17 protein-coding genes and 2 pseudogenes are annotated in these 14,868 nt (G+C 62.6%); 7 read left to right on the top strand and 12 right to left on the bottom strand.

Translation table 11 applies throughout. From position 1 onward, the window contains the following. The coding region (locus AC0L2K_RS34185; protein WP_473533559.1) for a hypothetical protein at positions 1-215 on the top strand (215 nt) is incomplete at its 5' end. Here the strand turns inward: AC0L2K_RS34185 and AC0L2K_RS34180 are convergent. Further along, a pseudogene (locus AC0L2K_RS34180) lies at positions 210-485 on the bottom strand (hypothetical protein); the annotation flags it as partial. The gene AC0L2K_RS34185 and the pseudogene AC0L2K_RS34180 sit on opposite strands and share 6 nt — an antisense overlap. A gap of 199 nt (positions 486-684) precedes the next feature. Between AC0L2K_RS34180 and AC0L2K_RS34175 the strand changes: the two are divergent. From AC0L2K_RS34175 to AC0L2K_RS34165, 3 genes are all read left to right on the top strand, one after another. Then, positions 685-1,797, top strand: coding sequence for an alpha/beta hydrolase (locus AC0L2K_RS34175; RefSeq protein WP_473533558.1), 1,113 nt, complete (start codon positions 685-687; stop codon positions 1,795-1,797). A 66-nt stretch (positions 1,798-1,863) separates the two neighbouring features. Then, on the top strand, positions 1,864-2,274 hold the full coding sequence (locus AC0L2K_RS34170) for a cyclophilin-like fold protein (RefSeq protein WP_473533557.1): 411 nt from the start codon (positions 1,864-1,866) through the stop codon (positions 2,272-2,274). A gap of 131 nt (positions 2,275-2,405) precedes the next feature. Then, positions 2,406-3,299, top strand: a complete 894-nt coding sequence (locus AC0L2K_RS34165) for a LysR family transcriptional regulator (protein ID WP_473533556.1) — start codon at positions 2,406-2,408, stop codon at positions 3,297-3,299. 120 nt (positions 3,300-3,419) lie between these two features. On the opposite strand, the gene AC0L2K_RS34160 is transcribed toward AC0L2K_RS34165, so the two are convergent. After that, entirely contained in the window at positions 3,420-4,400 is a 981-nt protein-coding gene (locus AC0L2K_RS34160) for a Tim44 domain-containing protein (protein ID WP_473533560.1), read from the bottom strand. A gap of 188 nt (positions 4,401-4,588) precedes the next feature. On the opposite strand from AC0L2K_RS34160, the gene AC0L2K_RS34155 reads away from it, so the two are divergent. Together AC0L2K_RS34155 and AC0L2K_RS34150 are read left to right on the top strand one after the other, a co-directional pair. Next, positions 4,589-5,482: an alpha/beta fold hydrolase gene (locus AC0L2K_RS34155; protein WP_473533555.1), complete on the top strand. Its 894-nt coding sequence runs from the start codon at positions 4,589-4,591 to the stop codon at positions 5,480-5,482. 79 nt (positions 5,483-5,561) lie between these two features. Further along, on the top strand, positions 5,562-5,885 hold the full coding sequence (locus tag AC0L2K_RS34150; RefSeq protein WP_473533554.1) for a hypothetical protein: 324 nt from the start codon (positions 5,562-5,564) through the stop codon (positions 5,883-5,885). Between the two features lie 154 nt (positions 5,886-6,039). Here AC0L2K_RS34150 and AC0L2K_RS34145 read toward each other — a convergent pair whose 3' ends face one another. From AC0L2K_RS34145 to AC0L2K_RS34135, 3 genes are all read right to left on the bottom strand, one after another. Further along, positions 6,040-6,336, bottom strand: a complete 297-nt coding sequence (locus AC0L2K_RS34145; RefSeq protein WP_473533553.1) for a type II toxin-antitoxin system PemK/MazF family toxin — start codon at positions 6,334-6,336, stop codon at positions 6,040-6,042. Beyond that, positions 6,333-6,575, bottom strand: a complete 243-nt coding sequence (locus AC0L2K_RS34140) for an antitoxin MazE family protein (RefSeq protein WP_473533552.1) — start codon at positions 6,573-6,575, stop codon at positions 6,333-6,335. The genes AC0L2K_RS34145 and AC0L2K_RS34140 overlap by 4 nt, the downstream gene beginning before the upstream one ends. Positions 6,576-6,695: 120 nt before the next feature. Continuing rightward, complete coding sequence (locus AC0L2K_RS34135; RefSeq protein WP_473533551.1) at positions 6,696-7,583, bottom strand: hypothetical protein; 888 nt, start codon at positions 7,581-7,583, stop codon at positions 6,696-6,698. Between the two features lie 23 nt (positions 7,584-7,606). Between AC0L2K_RS34135 and AC0L2K_RS34130 the strand changes: the two are divergent. Then, positions 7,607-7,729, top strand: a pseudogene (locus AC0L2K_RS34130) (SEC-C metal-binding domain-containing protein); the annotation flags it as partial. 60 nt (positions 7,730-7,789) lie between these two features. Here AC0L2K_RS34130 and recQ read toward each other — a convergent pair. The 7 genes from recQ to AC0L2K_RS34095 form a co-directional block, all read right to left on the bottom strand. Further along, positions 7,790-9,634, bottom strand: a complete 1,845-nt coding sequence (gene recQ / locus AC0L2K_RS34125; protein WP_473533550.1) for a DNA helicase RecQ — start codon at positions 9,632-9,634, stop codon at positions 7,790-7,792. Positions 9,635-10,057: 423 nt separating this feature from the next. Beyond that, the gene (locus tag AC0L2K_RS34120; RefSeq protein ID WP_128173604.1) at positions 10,058-10,396 is read right to left on the bottom strand and encodes a cupin domain-containing protein; all 339 of its coding nucleotides are present in this window, start codon (positions 10,394-10,396) and stop codon (positions 10,058-10,060) included. A 28-nt stretch (positions 10,397-10,424) separates the two neighbouring features. Next, complete coding sequence (gene kduD / locus AC0L2K_RS34115; RefSeq protein ID WP_128173605.1) at positions 10,425-11,192, bottom strand: 2-dehydro-3-deoxy-D-gluconate 5-dehydrogenase KduD; 768 nt, start codon at positions 11,190-11,192, stop codon at positions 10,425-10,427. Continuing rightward, positions 11,189-12,046 carry a 5-dehydro-4-deoxy-D-glucuronate isomerase gene (kduI, locus tag AC0L2K_RS34110; RefSeq protein ID WP_128173606.1) on the bottom strand — a complete coding sequence of 286 codons (858 nt, stop codon included), beginning with the start codon at positions 12,044-12,046 and terminating at the stop codon, positions 11,189-11,191. The genes kduD and kduI overlap by 4 nt, the downstream gene beginning before the upstream one ends. Before the next feature lie 27 nt (positions 12,047-12,073). Further along, positions 12,074-12,850: a FadR/GntR family transcriptional regulator gene (locus AC0L2K_RS34105; protein ID WP_473533549.1), complete on the bottom strand. Its 777-nt coding sequence runs from the start codon at positions 12,848-12,850 to the stop codon at positions 12,074-12,076. 9 nt (positions 12,851-12,859) lie between these two features. After that, entirely contained in the window at positions 12,860-14,140 is a 1,281-nt protein-coding gene (locus AC0L2K_RS34100) for a TRAP transporter large permease (protein ID WP_473533548.1), read from the bottom strand. A gap of 4 nt (positions 14,141-14,144) precedes the next feature. Continuing rightward, positions 14,145-14,672: a TRAP transporter small permease gene (locus AC0L2K_RS34095; protein ID WP_031255309.1), complete on the bottom strand. Its 528-nt coding sequence runs from the start codon at positions 14,670-14,672 to the stop codon at positions 14,145-14,147. Positions 14,673-14,868: the final 196 nt, after the last annotated feature.

Raw genomic sequence — 14,868 nt, 5'->3', positions numbered from 1 at the left:
TGGCCCTGTCAATTCCAGCAGGAATAGTTGTCGGCAAGCGAACTGCGGCAATGCTGCACCCGACAGGATTCGAACCTTTCGGCAAGCCGCCTAACCCGAATGCCCTGCCGTTCCCGAGCGGTTGGGATAAGCGTCTCGACATGCATGAACTCGTGCTTTCCGCACCGTTCGCAGAGGTGGCTAGTCCACCTCCTGCTCAGAAGGAAGGATCATAGCATGAGTGACGAACTGATCCGCCTTCCGGATGCAATGGAGCCCGTCACGCGCCCCGGCATTATACACCATAGGTGCGAGCATCCCGGCTGCGCCAAGAATGCGGGATGGGGCTTTGCCAATGTCCTCTGTTCCAGGTCGAAGTATCCAAGATCATAGGGCATGAGGCTCAAGGGCCAAATGCCATCGTCGAACTCGTTGACGCCGAACCTTTGATCGGCGGGCACGGTGACGATCTTCTTCCTGTGCATGCAGATGCGGCCGGAGGCGGACGAATCTGTTCACCTTCGGGACGAGCCTGCGCTATTCGATTGATGAATCACCCTCATAACGACATGCGGATTTTGCCGTCTAATCGATCGCCGGCGTCGTCGCTATTCTATTTGGACATTCGCAACACTGCCGCTCATGCCGAGGAATGAGCATGGGCGGCAGGCCTGCGACAGTTCAGGACGATCAAAGGAGACAGGCATGAGCAAGCAGATCGGAATCGAGAGCACGGCGCAGTCCAGTGTCGACTTTGGCCGGCGTGATCTCCTCAAGCTGACCGGCGCCGGGGTTGCCACGCTCGGTGCGGCGTCGCTGTTCAGCATCCCCTTCGCAAAGGCTCAAGACATGTCAAACGGCGCCAACAACTTCTACACCAGCGATAAGGTGACGCTGGAAAAGATTGCCTTCAAGAGCCAATACGAGATGAACGTTGTGGGCAATCTGTTCATTCCCAACAAGCTCGACCGCAATGCGCGCCATCCGGCGCTCGTCGTCGGGCATCCGATGGGTGCGGTGAAGGAGCAGAGCGCAAATCTTTATGCCACCAAGATGGCCGAACAGGGCTTCGTCGCCATGTCCATCGACCTGCCGTTCTGGGGCGAAAGCGAGGGCGAGGCCCGCCAGATCGTTTCACCGGATGTCTACGCCGAAGCATTCAGCGCCGCGGTCGATTTCCTGGGGACACGGCCATTCGTCGACAGAAACCGCATCGGCGCGATCGGCGTCTGCGGCAGCGGCAGCTTCGTCATCAGCGCGGCCAAGATCGACCCGCGGATGCGCGCCGTCGCAACCGTCAGCATGTACGATATGGGGGCCGCCAACCGCAACGCGCTTAGCCATTCACTGAGCGTCGAGCAGCGCAAGCAGGCCATTGCTGCAGCTGCCGAGCGGCGCTGGGCAGAGTTTGAAGGCGGCGAGGTCGAATATACCAGCGGCACGGTGCATGAGCTGACCGCCGACACCCATCCGATCCAGCGGGAATTCTATGACTTCTACCGTACGCCGCGGGGTGAATTCACGCCCGCCAGCGCAAACCCGCAGATCACCACGCATCCGACGCTGACCAGCAACGTCAAGTTCATGAATTTCTACCCGTTCAACGACATCGAGACGATCTCGCCGCGCCCGATGCTGTTCATCGCCGGCGATCAGGCTCACTCCCGCGAGTTCAGCGAGGATGCCTACAGGCGAGCGGCCGAGCCGAAGGAGCTTGTGTGGGTTTCCGGCGCCGGGCATGTCGACCTCTACGATCGCGTCGACCTGATCCCGTTCGACAAGCTGACCAGCTTCTTCAATCAGCACCTCTCCGCGTGAGCGGCGCGACGGAGCCTGTACCGGACGGAACAGGCTCCATCAGCATAGATCGGGAGACACGACGGCATGCTGAAACTGTTGCTGAACGCCGCTGTTATTGCACTCGGAACGGTTGGATCTGGCATGGCTCAAGAACGCATTCGCATTTTTTCGGATTGGGGCGAGGTCACAGCCGATCTCGCCGATAACGAGGCCGCAAGATCTCTGGCGCAGATGCTGCCGCTTACGATCGAGATGTCCGATCATCTGCGCCAGGAAAAGACCGGCAATCTGCCTTCCGCCTTGCCCGAGCTGGCGCGGCAGCGCGACTTCTCTGCCGGCACGCTTGGGCTATGGAGTTCCGATCATTTCGTGATCTACTATCGGAGCGGTCTCCTCCCGGCGCCTGGCATCATCAGGCTCGGGCAGGTCACTGGCGATGTCTCGATCTTCGATCGTCCCGGTTCCGTCACCATCCGCGTTGAACGCGCCGACTGAAACCTGCGCAATCCGCTCGTAGTTCGTCGCCGGGGCGAGCGCGGATCGAATAGCTGCCGCTCAATGAATCTCTGTGTTCGCCTTCGATTCATCCGGTATAATCGAATTCTGGCTATCACAAGGATTCATGAGTGCCGCGGCAGAATGTCAACGATCTGCTCGCGTTCCTGGCTGTTGCACGGGAGCGTAGTTTTACGCGCGCCGCAGCCCGGTTCGGCATATCGCAATCGGCGCTAAGCCACACGATCCGTCAACTCGAAGCGCGCCTTGGCGTTCGCCTGCTCACACGCACGACCCGCGCGGTGGCTCCCACGGAGGCGGGAGAGAGGCTTTTGCAGCGGATTGGGCCGCACTTTGACCAGATCGAAATCGAGGTCGATGCCCTGAACGAACTGAGAGAAAAGCCCGCCGGAACCATCCGGCTGTCGGCGCCCGACTATGCAATCAGCAGCATCCTTTGGCCCAAGCTGAAACGCTTTCTCCCGAAATATCCCGACATCAAGGTCGAACTCCTGCTCGACAACGGCCTCACCGACATCGTGACGGAGCGCTTTGACGCCGGGATCCGCATGGGCGAGCAGCTTGCGAAAGACATGATCTCGGCTCGCATCGGACCGGATTTCCGCTTCGCGGTCGTCGGCGAAGAATCCTACTTTGCCGAGCATCCCGCGCCGGAGAAGCCGCAGGATCTCGTGCAGCACAATTGCATCAACTACCGTTTTCCAACGTCCGGGGCCCTTTATGTGTGGGAGTTCGAGGAGAACGGCCGCGAGATCAAAATTCGCGTCGATGGGCAGCTCGTCTTCAACAACATCTTTCATGTCCTGGACGCCGCGCTGGCCGGCCGCGGCCTCGGCTATGTTCCGGAAGAAATGGCCCTTCCCCACATCGCCAAAGGGCGGCTGGCGCGGGTCCTTGAAGGGTGGTCGCCCTATTGGGATGGCTACCATCTCTATTATCCGAGCCGCCGGCAATCCTCGCCTGCTTTCGTTGCCCTGGTCGATGTGCTGCGCCATCGCGACTGACTATCGATGCCGCGGGCTTCGACGTTCTTGCCACTCAAGCCCCGCAAAGAGGGCGACGACAACCGTCCATACATCATGGCTCGCCAGATGACGTGAACCGCCGAGGCTGCAGCATAACGGTCAGGGCTGCTGTATTGCCGCCAGCTTCCAGTCGCCGCCGTTCTGGCGCGTGAAGGTCCACAGTTCGGTTGTTTCCGTCGGCCGATCGGCTTCGCCGGCGACGATCTTGCCGCTGGCGCGATCGCGCATTACGTCAAGAGACTCGTAGCGCAGGGCAGCCGTCGCGTAGTCACGATCATCTTCCCGCCAGCTCTCCGCAATATCGGCCTCCAGCAGGCTGACGTTCGACACCTCGTTCCTGATGCCGTTCTTGGCATTGTCGGCAAGTTCTTCGGACAGGTACGACACCATCTCGGGGGTCGCCAGCCGGCGCAAGCCAGCATGGTCTTCACGCCCGAACGCTTCCTGAACTTCGGTCAACCGCTGCTGGAATGTATCGAGATCGGCCGGCGTCATCGTAATTTGATCGTTGGCTGGAGCCGTCCGGCCAAAGCCAGACCCGATGCCTGGAATGGGGAAAGATGTGACGTTGTCCGCTTCGCGCTGGGCTGCCGCGTTTCGCCCAAAATTGCCCATGCTCCGCGGAACACCGGCCATGGCAGGCGCTTGGTTGCCTGCCGATTGCGACCGGAAAAAGCGGATGATCAGCATGATCGCGCCGCCGATCAGCAGTCCTTGCAGCAGCAGGCCCAACATGCCAGCCAAGCCGCCGAACCCCTGGCCCAAAAGAAGTCCGATCAGACCGCCGAGCAGCAGGCCGCGCATCATCGAACCGCCGAGGCCGCTGAAGATCCCTGGTCGCTGGGCTGCCGGTGTCTGGCGGGCCGCATTGTTCGTTGCGGTGTTGGGCGTCATCGAGCGCTCGACCGGCGCGGCCGGCTGTGGCGCCGTCCTGGTCGGCGGGACCGACTGGAAAGTGCGCGTGCCGCGGCTGCCGAAGCTGCCGCCACGCCGCGCCTCGGCGTAATCGGCCGTGACCATGGAAAAAGCCAGGAACAGTCCTGCAAACAAAACCGCAAACCGGCTCGAACGCGAAATCATCATGGCAAATCCTCAAGCGACACTTTGGCGCTATATGGGGTGCGCCGATCGAAATATCAGTGGCCGCAGCTTCCGTACCTGGCAATTGAGGAGAATTCCAGGACCGCCACAAATTCAGCAAAGCAGCCGACCGTGATCCTTCTGCCACCTTGTGCGTTGTCGCCTGAGGCACACCGAGGAGAAAAACGGTGTTTGCAGGTTTCAGGGCCACCAGCTTGCAACTGGACGACACGACCATTTTCGCAAGGGTCGGCGGAACCGGTCCGCCGCTGCTGCTGCTTCATGGTTTTCCAGAAACGCATCTGATGTGGAGGGACATTGCCGCGGCCCTGGCGCCCCGCTTCACAGTCGTCGCCGCCGATCTTCGAGGCTATGGGCAAAGCGGCTGCCCGGTCTCCTCGGCCGAGCATAGCCCATACGCCAAACGCGCCATGGCCGCAGACATGGTTCAAGTCATGCAGCAGTTGGGTTTTGAGCGGTTCATGGTTGCCGGACACGACCGCGGCGGGCGGGTCGCCTATCGCCTGGCACTCGATCACCCCGATGAGATATCCAGGGTCGCGGTCCTCGACGTGATCCCGACCGCCGCCGCGTGGGACAGGGCGGATGCCAGACTGGCTCTCGGCTTCTGGCCCTGGAGCCTTCTTGCGCAACCGGAACCGCTGCCGGAGCGGCTGATCGGCGCGGCGCCCGATGCCATCGTCGACAATGCGATTGTGCAGTGGGGATCGCCGGCAGAAATGTTCTCTGCAATGATCAGGGAGGCTTATGTCAAGGCGCTTCGCGATCCCGTTCATATTCACGCGATTTGCGAAGAGTATCGGGCCGCTGCCACGATCGATCGTGAGCATGACGCGCTGGACCAGATAAACGGTCGTCGCATCAAGTGCCCGCTCCTGGCACTGTGGAGTAGCCAGGGCGGCCTGGAGACCTGGTATGCGGAGCAAGGCGGACCGCTGGCTATTTGGAGGAAATGGGCCGACAGAGTTGAAGGAGGTCCCGTTCCGGGCGGGCACTTCTTTCCAGAAGAGCACCCTCACCGGACCGCAGCGGCTCTCTCGAAATTCTTCGAGGTTGAATAGGGAATGACGCCCAGGGCAGAGTGTTGTAGAGGCTTCACATGCCTCATTCGCCCGTCCGGCGTCAAATCTGCTTGATAAAATGAAAGCCATCTCGCCAGCCATATCCCTGATATGCAGCATCGTGTTTGTCGGAGGTTGCGCATCGCCCTTCCATGCATCCTTTGATGCCGCGAAATACGACAGGATGAGTTGCGTCGAACTCAACGTGGCCATGGGTGGAGTCGCCAAGGAGCTGTCGGCGACAGCGATCACCCGGGGCAAAGTCGCGAGAACCAACATTCCGAACTGGCTATGGGGAGCCCGGCGTGTCGCCACTACCGTCACAGTCCGCCAGAACGCGAAAATCGAGCAATTGCAGCAACAGGAGGCCGCGATCGCAGCTGTGAGACGAAGCAGGTGCTGATTGCGGCATCGGTGTGAGAGCCTGCTGCCGAAGGCTGAAAATGACCGATTTCGCAGTATTACAGCCGAGGCTCGACGGCTCCGTGGATTCTGTCATCCTCACCGTCACGGCTTCAGTCTCAGCGACACGGCCAGCCGAGGAAAACGATAACGGCCTAATTGAGGCGCAGGATGTCCGCGTCGTCTAACCGCCCGATATTTGCGCCGATCTTGGACTTTGGGACCGTGGTGATCTTGTCCACCATCAGTCGGCAGACGGTGAGCAGCCCGTTGCGCTCGTTCGGTTCGACGGACAGACGGAACAATGGCGCGTCCGTCTCGTCGGTCGTGCAGCCGCAGATGGTGATCGAATCCGTCGCATCGAAACTGTCATCCTGGATGATGACGACAGGGCGCGGTTTGCCGGCGTAATCCTTGTCGCCGGCGACCGTCCAGATATCGCCACGCTTCATTCATCACCCCAATCCGATATCGCGTCCCAATCGGAAATCATGTCAATGAACGCCTGATCCTCGCTTGCATGGGCGCTTGCCGCAACCGCCAGTGACTGGCGATGCGCTTCCGAACGGAAGGCCGGCGCACGCACGTCCGGCATCCAAATCTGTATCGGCTGCAGACCTTGCCGGCGCAGACGTTCACGATGTTCCCGCACCTTCATGCCCGAGGACTTAGGCTTCGATGGCGAGGCCATGACGATTCTCCTGCTAGTGGTTACATGTAACCTGTTGCAGAGGGCGAGCTTTGACCAGTCCTCATCGGAAGCCCGCCGGGCTACGACACCGGCTGTGACTTGCTGCTATTGCGTGCCATGCTATCCTATTGGCTTCAGCCGTTCGATGAAGCGCCCCTTGCGGATATGCCGTTCGCGGATCGCCTGCAGCCGGTGGGCGAACTCGCCAACCATCCCCCGCTCCTCGGCGATCGCCTTGAGGTCGAGCAGAAGACCGGCGGCCGTATCGTAGCCGGGAGCATTGCGGCGCTCGATTTCGGTCTCCACCTCGCGCCACACGGTTTCGCCGCGCCGCATGATCGCGTCGAGCCGGGCGCGGCGGGCGCGTGCCTCTTCCGCCTTCATCCGATTCCTTTCGGCCTCCCGCCGCTCGCTTTGCTCGCGCTCGCGAGCCTCGCGGATCGCATCGGCACGGGCGCGCAATTCGCCAGCCGAGCGCCGAGCCACGGCGGGTCGAGCCGCCGAGGTCTCCTGGCGATCCCGAACGAGCGCCCGAAGCTCGTTTCCCACATGCGGATCGCCGTCGATCACGCGAGCCAGCAGCGTCGTTTTCTCACGATCAGGCAAATCGGCAAGGGCACGACGGATGACATCCGATGACAATGGGTCCTGCGCCGTCGTGCCGGCGGGCGTTCGGCCGCCGCCGCGACGAGATCGGAAGGCCGCATCGAGCGTGACCGAATGCGAGATTTTCTCGAGCGATTCCACACCGAGAGGCTTGCCGGTGACGACGATTTCGCCTGGATCGCCTGATTGGAGGCAATCGCCCGGCTTGGCTTGCGCGATCTGGCGTCGCTTGTTTACAGCGCATGGGACGACGGCCGCATCCCCGAAGGGGTAATCGACCGAAGTGATTTCGAAGACGATCTCCTGGCCGCCGAGCAAAGCCCGAACGACATCGATCGATTCGAGCGCGCCGGTCTTGGCTATATCGACGATGTGCTTGAAGCGTTGGAATGGACCAGCCACCTTGAGTATTTGGCGAGGAAGATTTGCAATCGCCCTTGCCGGAACAAACTTGGCTCGACGAACTGAAGAACCTGACAGCGCCGGTCACAAATCCTTTGCGCCATGTCGGACGAAATGACCCATGTCCCTGTGGCAGCGGCAAGAAGCGAAGAATGCTGTCTCGCAAATTGACCTGCTGCAGCACCGCGGACCGATCTTTGGCTGTCTCAGGCCGATCCACGGGATTGGTGCGCAGCGATTGCGCCGAGGAAGATCTCGCCGAATTCCCTGAGTTTTGCGACGCCGACGCCGTTGACTGCGGCGAAGGCATCGAGGTCGCGCGGGCAGCGTTCGGCCATATCGATTAGCGTGCGATCGGAGAAGATCACGAAGGCCGGCACCTGGCGCTCCCGGGCGAGACGCAGCCGAACCGCCTTGAGCGCGGCCAAGAGCGCGGTATCCAGGTCTTCCGTGCCCGCGGCAGCATTCGGGGTGGGACGAGTCTTGCCTTGTGCCGCGCGGTTCCGCACCTCTACGCGATACCGGAACGGGACCTCGCCACGGGCCAGCGCGCGGCCCTTTTCGGCGATGGCAAGGCCGCCATGGCCGCCTGAGTCCAACGTCAGAAACCCTCCCGCGACGAGTTGGCGGATGAGCGACTGCCAGACATCCTTCTTGCGCGCCACACCGGTCCCGAAGCTGACAAGCCTGTGGTGGTTCCTGGCCAGGACCTTCTCGGTTTCATGGCCGAGCAGAACATCGACGATATGGGCGGCGCCAAAACGCTCGCCGGTCTGCGCGATGGCCGCGAAGACGATCCGTGCCTCCGCCTCGCCATCCGCATGCGGCGTCTGGTCAAGGCAGTTGTCGCAATTGCCGCAAGGCATTGCTGGTTCGCCGAAGTAGCCAAGCAGGATCTGGCGACGGCACTGGGCCGTTTCGCAATAGCCGATCAGCGTATCGAGCCGGCCATGCGCGCGCCTTTTATGTTCCGCCGGCGCGTCCTCGTCATCGATGAAAAGCCGCCGCATGCGAATGTCGCCGAGACCGAAGAGCATATGTGCCTCGGCAGCCCGCCCGTCGCGGCCGGCGCGGCCGATTTCCTGATAATAGGCTTCGAGGCTGCCCGGCAGGTCGGTGTGGAAGACATAGGCGACGTCAGGCTTGTCGATCCCCATGCCGAAGGCGATGGTCGCCACCATCACCACGCCTGACAGGGTCATGAAAGCGTTTTGATTTGCTTCACGCGCCTCCTTGCTCATGCCGGCATGATAGGCCAGGGCGCGCACGCCGTTCTTCTCGAGGAACGCCGCCATCTCTTCCGTCTTCTTGCGCGACAGGCAATAGACGATGCCGCTGCGGCCGGCATGACGCTGCACGAAGCCCAGCAATTGGCGCTTGCTGTCCTGCTTGGCCTCGACGCCAAGCTTGATGTTCGGCCGGTCGAAACCCAGCACCAGGGTTTCGACGCGCCCGGCGAACAGTTGTGCGGCGATATCGGTGCGCGTCGCCTCGTCCGCTGTCGCCGTCAGCGCAATGATCGGCACATCAGGGAAAATGTCGCGCAGCCGCGACAACTCTTCATATTCGCGCCGGAACGACGGCCCCCATTGGGAGATGCAATGCGCCTCGTCGACAGCGATCAGCCGGATGTCGAGCCTGGCCAGCGCCTCGAGCATCCGCGCGGTCATGAGCCGCTCCGGTGCAAGATAGAGCAGGCGCGTCTGGCCCGCCGCGACGCGGCGCCATGCGGCGACATTGGCATCGCGGTCGAGCGAGGAATTGATCGTATCGGCCGCCACGCCGGCAAGACGCAATGCGGCGACCTGGTCCTGCATCAGCGCCACCAGCGGCGAAACGACAATGGTGAGGCCGCCCAGAACCAGCGCCGGGACCTGATAGCAGAGCGATTTGCCGGCGCCGGTCGGCATGACGGCCAACACATGACGCCCGGCCAGCAGCGCCTCAGTCACGGCGTCCTGGCCGGGACGAAAATCGTCGAAGCCGAACACGTCCTTCAGGGCGCGCCGCTTGGGATCCTCCGCCGGGACGCTCGCCGCCGCTGCCTGCATCAGGGAATTTCTATGATCGGCGCTGCCCGAAAAGGCAGTGGGTGAACGGCTCGAGGCAGCGGCGACGTGACCTGCCAAAGCTCCCTGGCGAATCGTCGGGTGACTGCCCGGACAGCCGATTCGAACATTCGAACGCTCCTCAAGTCCTTTCTCCCCCGACACCGTCTGAAAGGTATGCCCCTCATTGGCGGATATGCGAGCGTGATTCCAGCCTCTATTCGCTTTGGCTGTGAATATCGCGCAACGGCTCGGGTCGATTAACCCTATCTTCACCATGATTCGGCAGGTTCAGGTCCTGCGGTGATGTTTTGAGTACCGCGGCGCCACAAGCGCCCAGGCAACACGCCCGCGTCTCTCCGGAGGCGCGGGCTTTTTTGCTTCCGAGACAGGCTGCCGCTGCGTACTGACCTGCGGGGGTTCTCGTCAGACGAGGAAATCGGCGCGGTGCGGTGTAAAACTGTCGACCAGGCGGCCGGCCTCGAGCGCCTTGACGCCGTGGACCAAATTGGCAGGGACAATGAAGCTGCTTCCCGTCTCCATGATCTCGGTCGTGCCGTCGATGGTGACCTCGAAGCGGCCTTCGGCGACATAGCTCGCCTGGACATGCGGGTGCGAATGCAGCGCGCCGACACCGCCCTTGTCGAACCCGAATTCGACCATCATCAATTCGTCGGTGTGCAGCAGCACACGCCTGCGATTGCCATCCGGGGTCGGCGTCCACGCGCCCTCGCCGGCATGCGTAAAGATCTTCGTTCCGGTCATCGCCACATCCTCGTCATGGGCATGCGCGTCATCGCGCCAGCCAGCCGCCGTCCACCGGCACCACCGCGCCATGCATGTAGTTTGACGCCGGCGCCAGCAGGAAGACGGCCGCGTCGCCGATGTCTTCCGGCCCGCCCCAGCGCCCGGCCGGAATGCGCGCCAGAATGGCGGTGCTGCGGTCCGGGTCGGCACGCAGCGCCTCGGTGTTGTTGGTTTCGATGTAGCCGGGCGCAATACTGTTGACGTTGATGCCTTTCGACGCCCATTCGCAGGCGAGCAACCGGGTAATGCCGACCACGCCGTGTTTCGAGGCGGTGTAGGAGGCGACGCGGATGCCGCCCTGGAAGCTCAGCACCGAGGCGATATTGACGATCTTGCCGCGCCGTTCGGGATCGGCAAGCACGCGCCGGGCAAAGCTCTGGCTGAGAAAAAACACCGTCTTCAGGTTGACGTCCATGACATCGTCCCAATCGGCTTGCCCCAAATCGACGGCGTCGGCGCGCCGGATGATGCCGGCATTGTTGACCAGCCCGTCGAGCGGCCCGGTTTCGTCCCAGACGCGATCGAGCATCGCCTGGGCGGCGGCGTGGTCGGCAAGATCGCAGCGCACCGCCTCGAAGCGGCCGCCCGACGCGCCGATCTTTTCCGCGGTCTCATCCATTGCAGAGCGGCCGACGCCGACCACCGCACCACCGGCGCGCGCGATCGACAGGGCGATGCCTTGGCCAATGCCGGTGTTGGCGCCGGTGACGAGAATGCGCTTGCCGGCCAGGCTGAAAGCCGAGAGGTCGCTCATCGCAGCCCTTCCATCGCTACCGGATCGACATCCGTATAGTCGACATTGTCGCCGGCCATCGCCCAGATGAAGGCATAGTTGGAGGTGCCGGCGCCCGAATGGATCGACCAACCCGGCGACAGCACCGCTTCCTCGTTGCGCATGACGAGATGGCGCGTCTCGTCCGGCTCGCCCATGAAATGGAACACCCGCGCCGTCTCCGGCAGGTCGAAATAGAGATAAGCCTCCATGCGGCGGTCATGCACATGGCACGGCATGGTGTTCCAGACCGAGCCTGGGGCGAGCTGGGTCATGCCGACGACGAGTTGGCAGGTTTTGACGCCCTCGGCATGGATGAACTGGAAGATCGAGCGCTCGTTGCAGGTCGCCTGACTGCCGAGATCGAGGCGCTTGGCATCGCCGATGCGGATCAGCTGGCTGGGATGGCTCTGATGCGCCGGCGCGCTGAGCAGATAGAACTTGGCCGGCTCGGCTGGATTGACTGAGGCGAATGACACCTCATTGGCGCCCATGCCGAGATACAGCATGTCGCGGGGTTGCAGCTCGTAGGACTGGCCGCCGGCTTTGACGATGCCGGCGCCGCCAATGTTGACGGCGATCATTTCGCGGCGATCGAGAAAGTTCTTTGTTCCGGTCGGCTTGATCGCTTGCAGCGGAAGCGGTGTCCCGGCTGGCATGGCGCCGCCGACGATCATGCGGTCGTAATGCGTGTAGGTCAGGCCGATGCGGCCGAGCTGGAACAGGCCTTCGATCAGGAAATTGTGGCGGAGCTCGTCCGTCCCCATCGCCGCGGCGGTGACAGGGTCGATGGCGAAGCGCGAGGTGAAGTCGGTGTGGTTTTCAGTGTGATTCATTGCTGTCCCATTGGGCTGCCTCATTGGTCATTCGGTTGCCGCGGCCTTGACCGAATCGGCATAAAAAATCTGACGTGCATGCAGGCGCTCGCGATAGCGCTGCTGGCTGGCGCTGAGATGCGCGCGCATCGCTTCGCGCGCGGACTCGGCATCGCCTGATGTAATGGCGTTCAGGATCACCAGATGCTCGTCTTGCAGGCCGCGCTGATAGGCGTCGGATTGGGCGAGTTCGGTCGACCACGGCGATGTCACGTCGCAAGGAATGGCGCGCCGGCCGAGCACGTCGAGCATCTCGACATAGAGCGGATTGTTGGTGGCGCTGGCGATTGCCCGGTGGAAGGCGAGGTCGGCCGGACCTGTCGGCTCGCTGTTCAACAGCAGCCGCTCGAACTCGAAGAACGCCTCCTGGATCGCCGCTTCCTGCGCGGCATTGCGACGGATAGCGGCCAGCCCGGCGGATTCGATTTCGATCGCCAGGCGCACCTCCAGCACGTTGAGCGCGATCGAATCCTTGCTGCCGATGTCCGCAGCCAGCGTGCCGAACATCGTCGAGATGTGCTCGGTGACGAAGACCCCGGCGCCTTGGCGCGGCTCGACCAGACCGTCGGCGGCAAGCTTGGCCAGCGCTTCGCGGATGACGGTGCGGCTGACCCCGAAGGTTTCGGTCAGCCGACCCTCGGTCGGCAGCTTTTGGCCTGGCTGGATCTCGCCCGCCTGCAACTGCTTGCGGATCGCCGCGACCACGGTCTCCGACAGCTTGGGCTTGCGTTCGACCTTCAGGTTGATTGCCATATCCGATGCCATTGCCAGCCCTTATTTGAAGACGCTCGGCAACCATAGCGAGATGGCCGGAATGTAAGTGACGAGCCCCAGCACCACGATGCCGGCCCCATAGAACGGCCAGATCGAGCGCATCGCTTCCCAGACGGATATCTTGCCCACCGCGCACGCCACGAACTGCACTGCGCCCACCGGCGGCGTGTTCAGCCCGATGCCGAAGTTGAGGATCATGATGACACCGAAATGCACCGGATCGACGCCGTAGGCCTGCGCCACGGGCAGGAAGATCGGCGTGCAAATGATGATCGTCGGGCCCATGTCCATGAAGGTGCCGAGGAACAGCATCAAGAGGTTGAGCAGGAGCAGCACGACCAGCGGATCTTCCGAGATCGCGTTCATCGAGGCTATCAGCGCTGCCGGCACTTTGAGGAAGGCCATCAACCACGAGAACGCCGCTGCCATGCCAATGATGAGCAGCACCATGGCCGTGGTGCGCACGGCGCCGTGGGTGGCATGAACGAAACCTTTCCAGGTCATCTGCCGGTAGACCAGGACAGTCACGAGCAATGCATAGATGACGGCGATGCAGGAACTCTCGGTGGCTGTGAAAACGCCCGATCGCACGCCGCCGAAGATGATCGCTATCAGCAGCAGGCCTGGCACCGCGACCGCGAAGAGATGCGCGACGGCGGCGAAGCCAGGAAACGGCTCGGTCGGATAGCCGCGCGAGCGCGCCACGAAGTAGGCGGTGATCATCAGCGCCAGGGCCAACAGCAGGCCCGGGATGATGCCGGCGGTGAACAGGTCGGCGATGGAGATCTTTCCGCCTGCCGAGATCGAGTAGATGATCATGTTGTGCGACGGCGGCAGCAGCAGCGCGATCAGCGCCGCCATCGAGGTGACGTTGACGGCGTAATCCGCTCCATAGCCACGCGCCTTCATCTGCGGGATCATCAAGCCGCCCACCGCCGCGGCCTCCGCCACGGCGGAGCCCGAAATGCCGCCGAACAGTGTAGCGGTCGCGATGTTGACCTGCCCGAGGCCGCCGCGCATGTGGCCGACCAGCGAGCCGGCGAAGGCAACGATCTTGCTGGCGATGCCGCCGCGCACCATCAGGTCGCCGGCGTAGATGAAAAACGGAATGGCCAGCAGCGAAAAGACGCTCATGCCGGAATTCAGGCGCTGAAACACGATGAGCGGCGGCAGGCCCATATAGAGAACGGTGGCAAAGCTTGCGACGCCGAGGCAGAAAGCGATTGGCGTGCCGATGAGCATCAGGACGGTGAAGACGCCAAAAAGTATCCAGAGTTCCATGGCGTCAGACCTTCACGTTGGCTGTGTCGAGTTCGGCTGCGACTTCGGCCGGCGGCAATTCGTCGAGCGCATCGTCGATCGGCGCACCGGAGAGGCGAAGCACGATGCGCTCCAGCGTGAACAGCACGATGAGCACGCCTCCCGCGACAAGCGGGACGTAGTCCCAGCCCCCCGATATGCCGAGCGACGGCAAGGTGGCGCCCCAGGTCAGCGCGACCAGCTGGCTGCCATACCAGATCATGCCGATGCCGAAGGCGAGCGCGACGAGATCCGAGATCATCCTCAGCCAACGCTTTCCGCCTTTCGGCAGCACGTAGAGCAGGACGTCGAAGCCGAGGTGATAGTTCTCGCGCACCCCGACGGCAGCGCCGAGGAAAATGAACCAGCTCATCAGCATCACCGAGCCCTGCTCGGTCCAGCTCGGCGAGCGGTTCAGAACATAGCGGCCGAACACCTGCCAGGCGACGAAAGCGGTCATCAGCACCAGCCCGATGCCGGCGATCCACAGCGCCGCCGTGCTGACGCGCGACATCACGCGCGCGATGCCGGACAGGGACGGTCTCTGTTCTGAGCTGGAGGTCACTGGTTCTCTCCGCAAGAGGGGCGGGGGGGGGGGGGCCCCCCCCCCCCGCGGGGCCCCCCCCCCCCCCCGGGTAGGCCCAACCCCAAAACAATGTGGTCGTTGAGGGGGTTTTGTATTACCGGGCCCCCCCGGGGGCGGAGGGGGG

The sequence above is a fragment of the Mesorhizobium sp. WSM4817 genome (genome assembly GCF_055811135.1).
The sequence above is the reverse complement of the archived record's forward strand: the minus strand, read 5'-3'. Positions and strand labels throughout refer to the sequence as shown.

What these genes read in the sequence shown, in the direction of transcription:
- AC0L2K_RS34160 (WP_473533560.1), bottom strand. Translation starts at nt 4,400, where the DNA reads ATGATTTCGCGTTCGAGCCGGTTTGCGGTTTTGTTTGCAGGACTGTTC.
- kduD (WP_128173605.1), bottom strand. Translation starts at nt 11,192, where the DNA reads ATGAGCGACCTCTCGGCTTTCAGCCTGGCCGGCAAGCGCATTCTCGTC.
- AC0L2K_RS34150 (WP_473533554.1), top strand. Translation starts at nt 5,562, where the DNA reads ATGAAAGCCATCTCGCCAGCCATATCCCTGATATGCAGCATCGTGTTT.
- kduI (WP_128173606.1), bottom strand. Translation starts at nt 12,046, where the DNA reads ATGAATCACACTGAAAACCACACCGACTTCACCTCGCGCTTCGCCATC.
- recQ (WP_473533550.1), bottom strand. Translation starts at nt 9,634, where the DNA reads ATGCAGGCAGCGGCGGCGAGCGTCCCGGCGGAGGATCCCAAGCGGCGC.
- AC0L2K_RS34140 (WP_473533552.1), bottom strand. Translation starts at nt 6,575, where the DNA reads ATGGCCTCGCCATCGAAGCCTAAGTCCTCGGGCATGAAGGTGCGGGAA.
- AC0L2K_RS34175 (WP_473533558.1), top strand. Translation starts at nt 685, where the DNA reads ATGAGCAAGCAGATCGGAATCGAGAGCACGGCGCAGTCCAGTGTCGAC.
- AC0L2K_RS34145 (WP_473533553.1), bottom strand. Translation starts at nt 6,336, where the DNA reads ATGAAGCGTGGCGATATCTGGACGGTCGCCGGCGACAAGGATTACGCC.
- AC0L2K_RS34105 (WP_473533549.1), bottom strand. Translation starts at nt 12,850, where the DNA reads ATGGCATCGGATATGGCAATCAACCTGAAGGTCGAACGCAAGCCCAAG.
- AC0L2K_RS34170 (WP_473533557.1), top strand. Translation starts at nt 1,864, where the DNA reads ATGCTGAAACTGTTGCTGAACGCCGCTGTTATTGCACTCGGAACGGTT.
- AC0L2K_RS34120 (WP_128173604.1), bottom strand. Translation starts at nt 10,396, where the DNA reads ATGACCGGAACGAAGATCTTTACGCATGCCGGCGAGGGCGCGTGGACG.
- AC0L2K_RS34100 (WP_473533548.1), bottom strand. Translation starts at nt 14,140, where the DNA reads ATGGAACTCTGGATACTTTTTGGCGTCTTCACCGTCCTGATGCTCATC.
- AC0L2K_RS34095 (WP_031255309.1), bottom strand. Translation starts at nt 14,672, where the DNA reads ATGTCGCGCGTCAGCACGGCGGCGCTGTGGATCGCCGGCATCGGGCTG.